We start from the raw sequence: 13807 nt of genomic DNA, 5'->3' as shown, positions 1-13807 counted from the left end.
GGGCACGGGTTGACTAAATTGGGCGGGCGCGCCTGGCGCCTGACTGACATGGACCGGACATGAACCCAAAAAGTCTGCAATTCAAATCCCTCACCGTGCTGCTCTTGCTGGTGACCGTCGCCTTCATCTGGATCCTGCTGCCGTTCTACGGCGCGGTGTTCTGGGCAGTGATTCTCGGCATTGTCTTCGCGCCGATGCAGCGTCGGTTGCAACAGAAGTTCGGCTGGCAACGCAATTTGACGTCGCTGTGCACCCTGAGTATCTGCGTGGTGATCGCGATTCTGCCGGTGATCGTCATCAGTGTGTTGCTGGTGCAGGAAGGGGCGACGCTTTACGACAATATCGAAAGCGGCAAGCTCGATATCGGCGCTTATCTGGCGCAGTTCAAGCACAGCCTGCCGCCGTATTTTCAGCATCTGCTCGACCGTTTCGGCATGGGTGAACTCAATGCGGTGCGTGAGAAAATCGTCAAGGCAGCGATGCAGGGCAGTCAGGTGCTGGCGACCCAGGCGTTCAGCTTCGGCCAGGGCACCTTCGATTTCGTCGTGAGCTTTTTCATCATGCTGTACTTGCTGTTCTTCTTTCTGCGCGACGGCGCCGAACTGGCACGCAAGGTGCGCACGGCAGTGCCGCTGGAGGAACATCACAAGCGCCGTCTGCAACTGAAGTTCAATCGGGTGGTGCGCGCCACGGTCAAGGGCAATCTGGTGGTGGCCATTACCCAAGGTGCGCTGGGCGGAGCGATTTTCTGGTTTCTCGATATTCCCAGCGCGTTGCTCTGGGCGGTGTTGATGGCGTTTCTGTCACTGTTGCCGGCGGTGGGGGCGGGGATCGTCTGGGCGCCAGTGGCGGTTTACTTTCTGCTCAGCGCAATGATCTGGCAGGGCGTGGTACTGGCGTTGTTCGGGGTATTCGTGATCGGCCTGGTGGATAACCTGCTGCGTCCGGTGCTGGTGGGCAAGGACACGCGCATGCCGGATTACATGATCCTGATTTCGACGCTGGGCGGCATGGCCGTGTTTGGTCTCAATGGATTCGTGATCGGGCCGTTGATCGCCGCATTGTTCATGTCGAGCTGGGCGCTGTTCGTCGAAACCAGGCCGAAGGTGCAGTTGCCTTAAGCCTTGAACGGGCCGTTGATCAGTTGTTGCGACAACGCCTGGGCGGCTGGCAGTGAAGTCAGCGGACCGCTGACGGGTTCGCCGTCGCGCACCAGATACCAGCAGGCGAGCAATCCAAGCTCTCTGAGGGATGCGGGAACGGCGCTGCCGACAACGGACATGATTTGAACCTGAGCCATGAAAAGTACCTCCATCAATCTATGGAGCTACCTTAGGGGGTTGGTCGTTTCAGGGACAATCAACGCTTTCGATAGTGGTCATTGATGCCAGTGAGGGCTGGCTCAGTCCACCACCTGATCGAGCATGTGCACGATTTCGTGCTCGTTGAGCAAACCCTTGCGTACCAGGTTCTCCGCCAGCAGCGAGAGAAACTTCGCCGTGCGATGACCTTCCAGGTGCTTGAGCTCGGTCAGGGCGTTGTACACCTTGCCCGAGGTGCATAAACCGACGATGCGGTGCGGATTTTGTGTTGGCATTCCAGTCGTCCTTGTTGTTATCAACCTGTTGTGTGCGGACGGATTCAGATTGCGGTTCCGTCATGACAAATCGATGACCGTTTTGTGTTTCGGCCTAACGGTCGAGTCCATCATGCCGACTTTAACGGGTGAAACTGTCTCCACAGCGACCTTGGCGAGATTTTTTCAGACGTTGGCCGACGGACGGTTGGCTTTCCTGAGCTCAATAAAAAGCCCCGCTGTAAAAGCGGGGCTCTGCAGGGTGCTTACCAGCGACCGTAGTGCGGGTGGCCGTAATAACCACGGGGCGGGCCGTAGTAGACCGGGCCTGGTACATAAACCGGTTGTTGTACATAGACCGGGGCCGGCTGGTAATAGACCGGTGGTGGCGGTGGCTGCACGTACACCGGCGCCGGTTGAGCGTAAACAGGCTGTTGAACGTATACCGGGCGATCCTGGTTGATGAGCGCCGAGCCGATGATGGCCGAGCCGACGATCGCACCAAATACCGCCGGGCCCTGCCAGCCACCGCCATGGGCTTCTGCCTGACCTGTGATAGCGCATGCACCGATCAACAAGGCCACGATGGGGAGTTTACGAATCATGATTAATCCTCGGTTCTTCGACCCGGCGTCCGGGCCTGCATCAGGCTCGGGATAGCGCGGGGATACATCTAAGACAGCAACATTTGGAAAAACAGCACGGCGGCTGGGTAAATTTTGTGTAAGGTCTGTACCGGCTTGCTTACCGGGTTTCATGCAATGGCTGTGATGCCCGGAACAGACCGCCTTATGATCGTTCAGAACCCGATGGTCTGGCTAATCCCGTCCATCCGAAAGTGCATTCGAAGGAGACTCCCATGCAGATGAACCCCAATAAAGACACCCAATTGTGTATGTCCCTGTCTGGGCGTCCCGGGAATTTCGGTCTGCGTTTTCATAACCATCTGTACGAGCAACTGGGTCTGAACTTTTACTACAAGGCCTTCAGCAGTCAGGATCTGCCGGGCGCTGTCGGCGGCATTCGCGCGCTGGGCATTCGTGGTTGCGGCGTGTCGATGCCGTTCAAGGAGGCCTGCATTGCGCTGGTCGACGAGCTGGATGCGTCGGCAGCGGCGATCCAGTCGATCAACACCATCGTCAACACCAACGGCCATCTCAAGGCCTACAACACCGATTACATTGCCATTGCCCAGTTGCTGGAAACCCATGCGGTGCCGAAGGACTCGACCTTCGCCCTGCGCGGCAGCGGCGGCATGGCCAAAGCGGTGGCCAGTGCCTTGCGCGATGGTGGTTACAAGAAGGGTTTGATCGTGGCGCGCAACGAGCGCGCCGGCCGGGCGCTGGCGGATTCGTTGGGCTATCGCTGGCAGGCGGATTTGGGTGAGGAGCGCCCGCAGATGTTGATCAACGTGACCCCGGTGGGGATGGACGGTGGTCCGGAAGCGGGTCAGTCGGCGTTTGAGGTGGATGTGATCAAGTCTGCCGATACCGTGTTCGATGTGGTGGCAATTCCCTCGGAAACACCATTGATCGTGCATGGTCGTGCCGAAGGCAAAAAAGTCATCACGGGGCTGGAAGTGATCGCGATCCAGGCGCTGGAGCAGTTTGTGCTTTACACCGGCGTGCGGCCGACGGTCGAGCAGTTCGAGGCTGCGGTTGCGTTTGCCCGCAGTTGATTGATCTCGGTGTCGGGGTGGTCATTGCCTATACTGCCGGATCAGCAAGCACAGACTTGCCCCACGACAAAAACCGAGGTTTGCATGCATCCGCCCATTCTCAACCTGAATGACGTCGAACTCGAACCGTTGCCCGAAGCCCTGGCCCCCGAAGGCGAAACGGCCGGACGTTATCAGCAGCGGTTCGCCCGGGTCGGCCAGCAACTGGGCGCGCAAAAGCTCGGTTATCGGCTGTATGCGCTGCCGCCGGGCATGCGCGGCAGTCCGTTTCACAGCCATCGGGTCAATGAGGAAATGTTCTACGTGGTGGCCGGGGAAGGGGAGGTGCGCTTGGGCGCCGAGCGTTTTCCGATCCGCGCCGGCGACGTGATCGCCTGCCCGCCGGGCGGCCCGGAAAAAGCGCATCAAATCATCAACACCAGCGCGCAGGAGCTGCGTTATCTGGCGGTCAGTACCCAGCAGCAGCCGGACATCTGCGAATACCCGGACTCGAACAAGTACGTGGTGATGGATAACTTCAAGATTGATGCCGAGGGCAATGCCTCGGGCTTCGTCGCGGTGGCTCGGCAGTCGGACGGGGTGGATTACTGGGACGGCGAATGACGCCGCCCCGCTGCGCTTACACTTCGAGGCGTGCCAGGCGTTCTTCCAGCGCTGCAATCCGTGCTTCCAGCTCTTCGATGCGCTCGACTGAAACACCGCTGGCAGTCCCGCGCTCACCCGGATTCTGCCGCGCCGCGATAATCGCCTCGATGTCCGCCGGATCACCCAGCGCGTGGGTGTAGCGATCTTCGCGCTGGCCGGCCTGACGCGGAATCAGCACCGCCAGATCCCGGGCGATCAGGCGTTCCAGCTGATGCACCACTTGTTCGGTGTCTTCGAATTCATGCATGCGACCGCTGCGGGTCAGTAGTTCGTTGACGGTCTGCGGGCCGCGCAGGAACATCAGTCCGGTCAGAGTCAGTTGCGCCGGCACCAGCTCCAGCGCCTTGTCGACCTTGTGCTCCCAGCGGTCGGCGCGACTGCCCATCACCAGTTTGGCGAAACCTCGGCCTTCAAGGGCGCGCAGGCTCTGGCCGACCTGGCCCTGGGTCAGGTTCATCACCGGTTCCCGGCTGGTCTTCTGATTGCACGCCAGCACCAATGCGTTGAGGGTCAGCGGATAGGTTTCCGGGCTGGTGGCCTGCTTCTCGATCAGCGAGCCCAGAATGCGGATTTCTGTGGCGTTGAGCCGTGGTTCGTTGACGTTGGTTTCAAGTTCTGTGGACATCGCGCGTTCCCTCTGCAGTCGAAGGCGCCTAGCCTAATCCTTGCTGGATAAAAGACAAGTCGCGCGGTCTGCGAGCATGGCTATAATCGCCCCACGATTTACCCAGCCACCCTGTGAGACTGCCATGACCATTTCCCTGTACGCCGCATCCGTTCCGGTTTTCCAGCAAATGCTCAACGCCCTGAGCGATGTGCTGAAAAAGGCCGAAGCCCACGCCACCGCGAAAAACATCGACCCGAACGCCTTCCTGCAGGCGCGTCTGTACCCGGACATGTTCCCGCTGGTGCGTCAGGTGCAGATCGCCGTGGACTTCGCCAAAGGCGTGTCCTCGCGTCTGTCCGAAGTCGAAATCCCCAAGTACGACGACACCGAAACCACCTTCGCCGAGCTGCAAGCGCTGATCACCAAGGTTCTGGCCTTCATCGGCGGGATCAAGCCCGAGCAGATCAACGGCAAGGAAGGCATCGAGATCGTGACCCGTCCGGGCACCCCGAAAGAGAAGCGCTTCAGTGGCCAGGCCTACTTGCTGAGCTACGGTCTGCCGCAGTTCTTCTTCCATGTCACTACGGCTTACGACCTGTTGCGTCACAACGGCGTTGAAATCGGCAAGCGCGATTACATGGGCGCGTTCTAACCCCGAGCAACAAAAAGCCCGCCAAGGTTTACGCCTTGGCGGGCTTTTTGTTGCGCCCGGTGTTTACGCCGGGCGTTGTGCTTTCTGTTCTTCGCCCAGGCAAGCGGCGGCGGTGAACAGCACGTCGGTGGAGGAGTTCAGCGCGGTCTCGGCCGAATCCTGCAACACACCGATGATGAAGCCGACCGCCACCACTTGCATGGCAATCTCGCTCGGAATGCCGAACAGGCTGCACGCCAGCGGGATCAGCAGCAGCGAACCACCGGCCACACCGGACGCGCCGCACGCGCAGATCGCAGCGACGACGCTGAGCAGGATCGCGGTCGGGATGTCCACGGCAATGCCCAGGGTGTGCACGGCGGCGAGGGTCAGCACGGTGATGGTGATCGACGCACCGGCCATGTTGATGGTGGCACCCAGTGGAATCGAGACCGAATAGGTGTCTTCATGCAGGCCCAGACGCTTGCTCAGTTCCAGGTTGACCGGAATGTTGGCCGCCGAGCTGCGGGTGAAGAATGCGGTGATGCCGCTTTCGCGCAGGCATTTGAGTGTCAGCGGATACGGGTTGCGGCGCATTTTCCAGAATACGATCAGCGGGTTCATCACCAGTGCCACGAACAGCATGCAGCCCAGCAGCACCGCCAGCAGGTGCGCGTAACCCACCAGTGCGCCAAAACCGGACGTGGCCAGGGTCGAAGCCACCAGACCGAAAATGCCCAGTGGTGCGAAACGAATGACTACGCGCACGATGAGGGTCACGCCATTGGACAGGTCGCTGACCACTTCCCGGGTGGTGTCGCCGGCGTGTCGAATCGCCACGCCCATGCCGATGGCCCAGGCCAGAATGCCGATGAAGTTGGCGTTCATCAATGCGGTGATCGGGTTGTCGACCACGCTCAACAGCAGGCTTTGCAGGACTTCGCCGATGCCGCCCGGTGCCGTGACGGCGACGTTATCGGTGGACAGCACCAGATGCGACGGAAACATCGTACTGGCAACCACTGCCACCGCCGCAGCGCCAAAGGTGCCCAGCAGATATAGGAATAGAATCGGCCGGATATGGGTTTCCTGACCGTGCTTGTGGTTGGCGATCGAGGCCATGACCAGCACGAACACCAGGATCGGCGCCACGGCCTTGAGCGCCGAGACGAACACCTTGCCGATGAAGGCGGTGCCTTTGGCGGCTTCCGGCGCGAGCAGCGCCAGTGCGATGCCGGCAATCAGGCCGATCAGGATCTGCGTGACCAGGCTGAGGCTTTTCAGGCGTTGCATTAGAGAAGGGGATGAAGCGGTCATAACGGCATCTCTGCTTTTTTATAGGGTGCAAGGTTGTGTGATCCGGGCGATGAACGGGGGCAGGCCACAGACACGAACCGTAAGGAATGACGCGACAGCCACGCCGTTTAACGGGTGGCTGAACAGGGTGTACGTTTTTCAGGGCGCGGACTTTATCACAGCGTAGGCCTTATCCTTCAGGCCTGTGACGATCTGCCACCAAAACGTTCTGCGAAATAGACAGGTTTGTGCAAGTCACTCCGGAAACACTCTGTTAAGATTGCACATCCTTATTTTCATGTTCTGCCGGCGGGCCTTCGGGTCAGCGCCGGTGCCGTCGTTTTGCTGGAGTTCCCCATGCTGTTTCCCATCCTTCTGTTGTCTGCCGCCGGATTCACGGTGCTGACGACGGAGTTCGTCATCGTCGGCCTGTTGCCGGCGATTGCCCGAGACCTGGCGGTCACCATCCCGCAAGCCGGTTTGCTGGTGACTCTATTCGCTTTCACCGTGGCGATGTTCGGCCCATTCTTGACCGCATATTTCGCCCGTTTCGAGCGGCGCAAGCTGTTCATCACCATTCTGGTCATGTTCGGTCTTGCCAATACCCTGGCGGCTCTGGCGCCGAATATCTGGGTCATGGCCATTGCACGGTTGATCCCGGCACTGGGGCTGCCGGTGTTCTGGGCCCTGGCCAGTGAAACCGCAGTAGACATCGTCGGCCCGGACTTCGCCGGTCGTGCCATTGCCAAGATCGGCTTCGGCATCGTCTGCGCCACGGTGTTCGGCATTCCGGTCGGCACGTTGATTTCCGATGCGTTCGGCTGGCGCAGCGCATTCGCCATTCTGGCGGTTATCGCCTTCGCCAAGGCGTTGCTGCTGTTTGTCTACCTGCCGAAAACCAGCCTGCACCAGCATCAGGTCAGCTTCGGATCGCAATTCAAGATTCTGCGCAGCCCGTTGATGCTCGGCCATGTGCTGCTGTCGATCCTGGTGTTCAGCGGCATGTTCACCGCCTACACCTATCTGGCGGATATCCTTGAACGTCTGGCCGGTTTCAATGGCACCGTGGTCGGTTGGTGTCTGATGGGCTTCGGTGCGGTCGGCCTGATCGGCAACTCGCTGGGCGGTCGCGCGGTGGATCGTCACCCGTTGATGGCTTCGGTGATGTTCTGTGCGTTCATGATTCCCGGGATGGTGGCGCTGGTGCCCAACATCAATTCGTCGCTGGGCTTGGCGGCGGCGATGGGCATCTGGGGCGTGACGCAGGCCGCGCTGTTTCTGGTCAGCCATGTACGCTTGATGAAAGCGGCACCTGAAGCACCGGCCTTTGCCGCGTCGCTGAATATCGCCGGAGCCAATCTCGGGATCGGTCTGGGCGCGATCATTGGCGGTCGGGTGATCGACAACGCGGGCCTCGGCTTCGTCGGTTTCGCCGCTGCCGCGTTCATCCTGCTGTCGATTTTCCTCGCCATGGTGTTGATGGTGCTCAAGCCGCGCGAGGTCTGCGCGCAGGCTTAAAACCCGGTAAACAGCTCGCGTCGGGCACCTTCGGTAATCGCTTTGATGCCGGGGTGCTTGACCTTGCGCTCCACCGAGATCGCGTAGAACGACTCGCTCACCGCGTCGGTCTGGCCGATCAATTCAACGCCGTACTGACGTTTCACCTCATCGGCGATCACGCTCGGGCCAATGAAAATCCCGCTGCCGGACTGGCCGAACGCCTGCATCAGGGCGCTGTCATCGAACTCCCCGACAATCCTTGGCTGAATCTGCTGTTCGGCGAACCAGCGCTGCAGACGGCTGCGCACCACGGTTTCCGCTCCGGGAATCAACAGCGGCGCACCGTGCAGGCTGCGCGGAAAATCCTGACCGTATTGCGCCGCCAGTTCGGCGGTGGCAAAGAAACTGATCCCGCACTCTCCGAGTTTCTGGCTGTAGCCCTTGATGTCCAGGTGCGACGGCATCGGGCTGTCGGAGATCACCAGGTCCAGGCGCTGGATCGCCAGGTCCGCCAGCAATCGCTCGAGTTTGTCTTCGCGGCAGGTGATGCGCAGCGGTTCGCTGAGCTCCATGGTCGGCGCGATCAGGCGATAGACGATGGATTTGGGCACCACGTCCGCCACCCCCACGCGAAACAGGATCTGCTGTTCGTTGGGCTGGGCGCGCAGCATCAGTTCCAGTTCGCCGCCGATCTGGAACATCTGTTCGGCGTAGGGCAGGGCCTGGCGTCCGGCTTCGGTGAGTTCGAGTTGTCGGCCGACGCGCTGGAACAACTCGATGCCGTAGGTCTGTTCCAGCAGGGAAATCTGGCCGCTGATGGTCTGCGGTGTCAGGTTCAGTTGCTCGCAGGCGCGCACGATGCTGCCGGTTTTGGCCACTACCCAGAAGTAGTGCAGTTGTCGGTAATTGAGCATGGGGTTTGGTCCGCCAGATTCAGTTCGTATAAATCGAAGTATAGTCGCTGAAAATACGAATTTTCCTGAAGTGTTCGTCTACCTAGAATGCCCAGCCATCGACGGGTGGTTCGTGACCTGTCTGTTCATTCGAAGGAACCCTTATGAAATACGCGATCCCGGCACTGATGTTTACGTCTTTACTGCTAATGGCTGGCTGCGACCAAGCTGAAAAAAGCGCCCAGCAGTTGATGGGCAAGGCTGCCGAGAGTGCCAAACAGGCTATCGACGATACGCACAAAGCCGCCGAGCAGGCACTCAGCGAAGCCACTGGCGGCCTGATCGAGAAAAAAGAAGCCCCGGAAAAAGATGCGGAAAAATCCGAATCTTCCTCCAAGACCATCTAAATCGTCTTACAAGAGTCAGGACTGACCCATGGAATACCTGTTAGAACTCGCTTCCAGCCCGACGGCCTGGATTGCACTGGCCACACTGGTGGTGATGGAAATCGTGCTCGGCATCGATAACCTGATCTTCATCTCGATCCTGACCAACAAGCTGCCCGAGCAGTATCGGCAGAAGGCCCGCCGCCTCGGTATCGGCATGGCGCTGATCATGCGTCTGGCGCTGTTGAGCACCATCGCGTTCATCGTCCAGTTGACCGAGCCGGTCATCGAGATACTGGGCCAGGCGTTCTCCTGGAAGGACATGATCCTGATCGCCGGTGGCCTGTTCCTGGTCTGGAAGGCGACGACCGAGATCCATCACAGCATGGACCCGGCACCGGAAGACCCGAAAACCGCCACCTCGACGGTGACCCTGGGTTTCGCTGCCGCAATCGGACAGATCCTGATGCTCGACATGGTGTTCTCGATCGACAGCATCATCACGGCGGTCGGCATGACCGAACACTTGCCGATCATGGTGATTGCGGTGGTGGTTTCGGTGCTGGTGATGCTGTTCGCGGCTGATCCGCTGGCTAAATTCATCAACGACAACCCGTCGGTGGTGATGCTGGCCCTGGGCTTCCTGATCATGATCGGCATGACGCTGATCGCTGAAGGCTTCGGCGCCCATGTACCGAAAGGCTATGTGTATGCCGCCATGGCGTTCTCCGCTGCGATCGAGGTGTTGAACATGATGTCTCGTCGCGCGAAGCAGAAGAAGGTGGCCGCCCAGGCGTGACCCCTGGAAAAACCGAAGGCCGCCTGACTCGCAGCAGTCAGGCGGCCTTTTTCGTTTGAATCGATGGAAAGACGTCAGTGTGCGGTGGCGTGACGGGGACTGTGTTTCTCGACTTTCTTGATCGGTGCAGGCTGCACAGGGTGATGGTGGCGTCGGGAAATCCGCAGCACGCCCCACAACATGGCGGCGGCGACGGCCAGCCAGCCGGCAATCAACATCACAATGGTCATGGTCAGGCTCATCGGTGCCTCCTCTTTGCCCTGCGTCGGGCGCTTTCTCTTTTGCTGTCTATCGAGTGACAGTCTAGACGCTGGCGTGTTTCAGGCTATTGACCAAAGGTCGGTGGTGACCAATCACTTCGCTCTATGCAGCCGATGGATCTGCTCCTTCGGGCTATACCGCAGCGTTGCGCCGTCCTATGATCTCGACGAAGCCGGAACACGATGACCGGTAACTGATCAAGAGAGTGACTGATGGTGCAGCTATTTTCCCGGATTCGCGCAGCGCTGCTGGCGGCCGGTTGCGTGACGGCATTGGTGGGGTGTGCGGGCAGTGTGGCGCCGCAGGTGCAGCGTCTGCCGGAACGGGTCGAGCTCAGTGGCACCTTTTATCGGGGCGAAGCCAATCAGAGCGGGCCGCAGGTGCTGGCCAGCCTGCTGTCGCAGCAGGGCATCGTGATCACCCCTGGTCTGCTGGAAAAACCTCTTCAGCTGCCGGGCGCCGAAAACCAGTTGCAGCAGAACATGCAGAATCTGGCGCGTGAATACGGCATGGTCGTATACCCGTTGGATGCCCGTTTGCCGGCATTGCTGACTCAGGTGGCGGCGGGGTATCCGGTGATGGTGCGTTTCAGTGAAGGGGCCGCGTTCTGGGCCGAGCCGCGTTACGCGATTCTTTCCGGTTATGACCGCAAGAAGCAGAAGGTTTTGCTGCGCGCGGGGATGAATCGTCGTGAACTGATGAGTTTCAGTTCTTTTGAATCGGCGCTCCAGAAATCGGGTGGCTGGGCGGTATTGATTCAGAAACCTACGCAGCTCCCGGCAGCGGTTGACCGTCAGCGTTGGCTGAAAGCCGCTGACGAGCTGGCGCAGGCAGGTCAGGAGCGTGAGGCTGCACAAGCAAGAAAGGCGCTCGAAACACAATAAGGCCCCGTTCGTCACCTGCCGGGCACCCTGAAACTCGGCAGGTCTCTGAACAGTAGCGCCCGGTTTTTTCCGGGCCTTGTTCTCAGGAGACGAATATGGCAATTCCCCAATCTCCCCGTGGCCCTCACTCATCCGAGCATGCCAGTGGCGAAAAGCCGGGATTCGATCCGGACTCACCCGATCTGGATGATCCGCAAGTCGATCCCGTCGGTCCGGCCAGGGCTCCGCGCGACGTAGAGCATGGCGATGACAAAAAACGCCCCGCCAGAGCCTATGACCCGTTGGCCGATCTCAAGCCTTGAAGCGAGGTGATTATGAGCACGGATTCCAGTTTTGACGACCCTGAACCTGACAGCGTGCCGACCACGCCGGAGCCGGATGAGGATCCGGTGCTGGATCCGGACAGTCCGTTGCGCGATCCGCTGGCGCGTCCTGCGGTAGTAACCCCGGAGCATCAGCGCGACTCTGGTGCCGGCGACGGCATTCCCGATGATGATCAGATGCCGCTGCCCAACGACTGAACCGGCAGACGAAAAAAGCCCCGAGTATTCGGGGCTTTTTTCTTGAGTCGCCTGTTACTTGGACGCCTCGACCACGCCGCTCTGGCGCCCTTTGAGGTTTTTTTCCGCCTTGTACTGTTGCGCCACTGCCGGAACGTTGGTGCTCCGGCCAGTTTCCATCCAGCTGCGGATGCGGCTGGCATCGGCGAAGTGGGTGTATTTGCCAAAGGCGTCGAGAATCACCAGGGCCACCGGGCGGTTGCTCATGCGGGTCACAAGCACCAGGCAATGGCCGGCCGGGTTGGTGAAGCCGGTCTTGGTGATCTTGATGTTCCAGTCGGCCTTGTTGACCAGGTGGTCGGTGTTACGGAAGCCCAGGGTGTAGTTGGGTTTGCGGAACGAGACGGTCTTTTCCTTGGTAGTCGTGAGCTCGGTGAGGATCGGATGCTTTTGCGCAGCGATCAGCAACTTGCTCAGGTCGCGGGCAGTGGACACGTTGCGTTCCGAAAGGCCGGTCGGTTCCACAAAGTGGGTGCTGGTCATGCCCAGAGCCTTGGCCTTGGCGTTCATCGCTGCGATAAACGCCGCATACCCGCCCGGGTAATGATGGGCGAGGCTGGCGGCGGCGCGGTTCTCCGAAGACATCAGTGCGATCAGCAGCATCTCTCGGCGCGGCAGTTCACTGCGCAGTTTGACCCGGGAAAACACGCCCTTCATTTCCGGGGTGTGGCTGATGTCGACGTCAATCCATTCATCCATGTTCTGGTGGGCTTCAACCACGACCAGGCCAGTCATCAACTTGCTGACGGAAGCGATCGGCACGATCACGTCCGGATTGCTGGAATAGATGACTTTGTTGGTCTGCAGATCCATCAGCAGGGCGCTGCCGGAAGCAATCTTCAGTTGCGAAGCGTCTCGGGGGGCAGCGGTGGTTTCGGCGGCGTTGACCGTTGGCGTGAGGAGCGTGCCTGAAAATGCAAAAACCAGGCTCAGGATGGACAGACGAATATTCACGCGGGCGAACTCATGAAGGTTGAAAATGCCGTTTTTTGTAACGGACTGTGTCGTAAAACGACGCATTTTAGGAGTATGGCTGAAGAACTGTCGATGGTTGTTTGAAAGGCATGAAAAAGTCGTGAAAAGCCCTGTAAAAATAGGGGTTTCCGGCGAACGGTAAAGGTTTTTTCGAGGATATGAAAAACCCCGCACGGGGCGGGGTTCTCGGGGGGCGGAAAAGTCGACTCAGGCGTGCAGTGTTTCTGCCGCGTAGAGTGTGTTTTCCAGCAGGCAGGCACGGGTCATCGGGCCGACGCCGCCCGGGACCGGAGTGATCCAGCCGGCGCGGGGCAGGGCGGTCTCGTATACGACGTCACCGACCAGTTTGCCGTCGTCCTGACGGTTGATGCCGACGTCGATCACGATCGCGCCTTCCTTGATCCACTCGCCCTTGACCAGGCCCGGCTTGCCGGCGGCAACCACCACCAGGTCGGCACGGCCGACATGTCCGGCCAGGTCCTTGGTGAAGCGGTGGGTCACGGTCACGGTGCAGCCGGCCAGCAGCAGCTCCATGGCCATCGGGCGACCGACGATGTTGGACGCGCCGACAACCACTGCATCCATTCCGTAAAGATCGACGCCGGTGCTTTCCAGCAGGGTCATGATGCCTTTCGGGGTGCAGGGGCGCAGCAGCGGAATGCGCTGGGCCAGACGACCGACGTTATAAGGATGGAATCCGTCGACGTCCTTGTCCGGGCGGATGCGTTCCAGCAGTCTGGAGGCATCCAGGTGCTCAGGCAGCGGAAGTTGAAGCAGAACACCGTCGATTGCCGGGTCGTCGTTCAGCCGATCGATCAGATCGGTCAGTGCTTCCTGTGTGGTATCGGAAGGCAGGTCGTAAGCCTGGGAAAGGAAGCCGACCTCTTCACAGTCTTTACGCTTGTGCGAGACATAAACCTGAGAGGCAGGATCGCTGCCGACCAGGATCACCGCGAGGCCCGGAGTACGCAAGCCTTGCTCGCGACGTTCGGCTACCCGTTGTGCGATCTGCTGGCGCAGGCTGGCGGCGATTGATTTGCCGTCGATTAGTTGTGCAGTCATTGCGCGTGATTAACCATCGAGAGGGGAAAAAAAGAGAACGCATTCTCGCATGTC

Annotated in this window: 19 protein-coding genes; 10 read left to right on the top strand and 9 right to left on the bottom strand. The window is 59.7% G+C overall.

Annotated features, from left to right (window positions below; genetic code table 11):
• The first annotated feature begins 59 nt into the window (after positions 1-59).
• On the top strand, positions 60-1121 hold the full coding sequence (locus tag ACK6BI_RS14170) for an AI-2E family transporter (protein WP_409317560.1): 1062 nt from the start codon (positions 60-62) through the stop codon (positions 1119-1121).
• Here ACK6BI_RS14170 and ACK6BI_RS14165 read toward each other — a convergent pair.
• From ACK6BI_RS14165 to ACK6BI_RS14155, 3 genes are all read right to left on the bottom strand, one after another.
• Positions 1118-1300, bottom strand: coding sequence for a hypothetical protein (locus ACK6BI_RS14165; RefSeq protein ID WP_065259359.1), 183 nt, complete (start codon positions 1298-1300; stop codon positions 1118-1120). The genes ACK6BI_RS14170 and ACK6BI_RS14165 overlap by 4 nt on opposite strands.
• A 102-nt stretch (positions 1301-1402) precedes the next feature.
• A complete protein-coding gene (locus ACK6BI_RS14160; RefSeq protein ID WP_065259358.1) occupies positions 1403-1597 on the bottom strand; it encodes a hypothetical protein in 195 nt (64 codons plus the stop codon).
• Positions 1598-1842: 245 nt separating this feature from the next.
• Positions 1843-2181, bottom strand: coding sequence for a hypothetical protein (locus tag ACK6BI_RS14155; RefSeq protein ID WP_260520165.1), 339 nt, complete (start codon positions 2179-2181; stop codon positions 1843-1845).
• Positions 2182-2435: 254 nt separating this feature from the next.
• Between ACK6BI_RS14155 and ACK6BI_RS14150 the strand changes: the two genes are divergently transcribed.
• Both ACK6BI_RS14150 and ACK6BI_RS14145 read left to right on the top strand, forming a co-directional pair.
• Complete coding sequence (locus tag ACK6BI_RS14150; protein WP_409317559.1) at positions 2436-3254, top strand: shikimate 5-dehydrogenase; 819 nt, start codon at positions 2436-2438, stop codon at positions 3252-3254.
• 84 nt (positions 3255-3338) lie between these two features.
• Entirely contained in the window at positions 3339-3857 is a 519-nt protein-coding gene (locus ACK6BI_RS14145; protein WP_409317558.1) for a cupin domain-containing protein, read from the top strand.
• Between the two features lie 16 nt (positions 3858-3873).
• Here the strand turns inward: ACK6BI_RS14145 and ACK6BI_RS14140 are convergent, their stop codons facing one another.
• Positions 3874-4524 carry a YceH family protein gene (locus tag ACK6BI_RS14140; protein ID WP_409317557.1) on the bottom strand — a complete coding sequence of 217 codons (651 nt, stop codon included), beginning with the start codon at positions 4522-4524 and terminating at the stop codon, positions 3874-3876.
• A gap of 124 nt (positions 4525-4648) precedes the next feature.
• Between ACK6BI_RS14140 and ACK6BI_RS14135 the strand changes: the two genes are divergently transcribed.
• Positions 4649-5158 carry a DUF1993 family protein gene (locus ACK6BI_RS14135; RefSeq protein WP_409317556.1) on the top strand — a complete coding sequence of 170 codons (510 nt, stop codon included), beginning with the start codon at positions 4649-4651 and terminating at the stop codon, positions 5156-5158.
• 63 nt (positions 5159-5221) lie between these two features.
• On the opposite strand, the gene sstT is transcribed toward ACK6BI_RS14135, so the two are convergent.
• Positions 5222-6454, bottom strand: a complete 1233-nt coding sequence (gene sstT, locus ACK6BI_RS14130; protein WP_409317555.1) for a serine/threonine transporter SstT — start codon at positions 6452-6454, stop codon at positions 5222-5224.
• A 336-nt stretch (positions 6455-6790) separates the two neighbouring features.
• Between sstT and ACK6BI_RS14125 the strand changes: the two genes are divergently transcribed.
• Positions 6791-7951 carry an MFS transporter gene (locus ACK6BI_RS14125; protein WP_409317554.1) on the top strand — a complete coding sequence of 387 codons (1161 nt, stop codon included), beginning with the start codon at positions 6791-6793 and terminating at the stop codon, positions 7949-7951.
• Here the strand turns inward: ACK6BI_RS14125 and nhaR are convergent.
• On the bottom strand, positions 7948-8847 hold the full coding sequence (gene nhaR, locus ACK6BI_RS14120) for a transcriptional activator NhaR (RefSeq protein ID WP_409317553.1): 900 nt from the start codon (positions 8845-8847) through the stop codon (positions 7948-7950). The two genes, ACK6BI_RS14125 and nhaR, sit on opposite strands and share 4 nt — an antisense overlap.
• Before the next feature lie 143 nt (positions 8848-8990).
• On the opposite strand from nhaR, the gene ACK6BI_RS14115 reads away from it, so the two are divergent.
• Complete coding sequence (locus ACK6BI_RS14115) at positions 8991-9233, top strand: hypothetical protein (protein WP_409317552.1); 243 nt, start codon at positions 8991-8993, stop codon at positions 9231-9233.
• Positions 9234-9261: 28 nt separating this feature from the next.
• The gene (locus ACK6BI_RS14110; RefSeq protein ID WP_409317551.1) at positions 9262-10011 is read left to right on the top strand and encodes a TerC family protein; all 750 of its coding nucleotides are present in this window, start codon (positions 9262-9264) and stop codon (positions 10009-10011) included.
• A 74-nt stretch (positions 10012-10085) separates the two neighbouring features.
• On the opposite strand, the gene ACK6BI_RS14105 is transcribed toward ACK6BI_RS14110, so the two are convergent.
• Positions 10086-10253, bottom strand: coding sequence for a hypothetical protein (locus ACK6BI_RS14105; RefSeq protein WP_409317550.1), 168 nt, complete (start codon positions 10251-10253; stop codon positions 10086-10088).
• A gap of 231 nt (positions 10254-10484) precedes the next feature.
• Between ACK6BI_RS14105 and ACK6BI_RS14100 the strand changes: the two genes are divergently transcribed.
• The 3 genes from ACK6BI_RS14100 (at position 10485) to ACK6BI_RS14090 (ending at position 11677) form a co-directional block, all read left to right on the top strand.
• Positions 10485-11156, top strand: coding sequence for a peptidase C39 family protein (locus ACK6BI_RS14100; protein ID WP_409317549.1), 672 nt, complete (start codon positions 10485-10487; stop codon positions 11154-11156).
• A gap of 95 nt (positions 11157-11251) precedes the next feature.
• The gene (locus ACK6BI_RS14095; protein WP_409317548.1) at positions 11252-11458 is read left to right on the top strand and encodes a DUF6021 family protein; all 207 of its coding nucleotides are present in this window, start codon (positions 11252-11254) and stop codon (positions 11456-11458) included.
• A gap of 12 nt (positions 11459-11470) precedes the next feature.
• Positions 11471-11677, top strand: coding sequence for a hypothetical protein (locus ACK6BI_RS14090; protein WP_409317547.1), 207 nt, complete (start codon positions 11471-11473; stop codon positions 11675-11677).
• Between the two features lie 54 nt (positions 11678-11731).
• On the opposite strand, the gene pbpG is transcribed toward ACK6BI_RS14090, so the two are convergent.
• Positions 11732-12670, bottom strand: coding sequence for a D-alanyl-D-alanine endopeptidase (gene pbpG, locus ACK6BI_RS14085; protein WP_409317546.1), 939 nt, complete (start codon positions 12668-12670; stop codon positions 11732-11734).
• Between the two features lie 228 nt (positions 12671-12898).
• Positions 12899-13753, bottom strand: a complete 855-nt coding sequence (folD, locus tag ACK6BI_RS14080; protein WP_260520153.1) for a bifunctional methylenetetrahydrofolate dehydrogenase/methenyltetrahydrofolate cyclohydrolase FolD — start codon at positions 13751-13753, stop codon at positions 12899-12901.
• Positions 13754-13807 lie beyond the last annotated feature (54 nt).

The organism is Pseudomonas sp. KCJK9016 (assembly GCF_046231795.1).
GTDB lineage: Bacteria > Pseudomonadota > Gammaproteobacteria > Pseudomonadales > Pseudomonadaceae > Aquipseudomonas > Aquipseudomonas bananamidigenes.
Note: the sequence above shows the minus strand (reverse complement) of the source record. Positions and strands in the feature narration are given on the sequence as shown.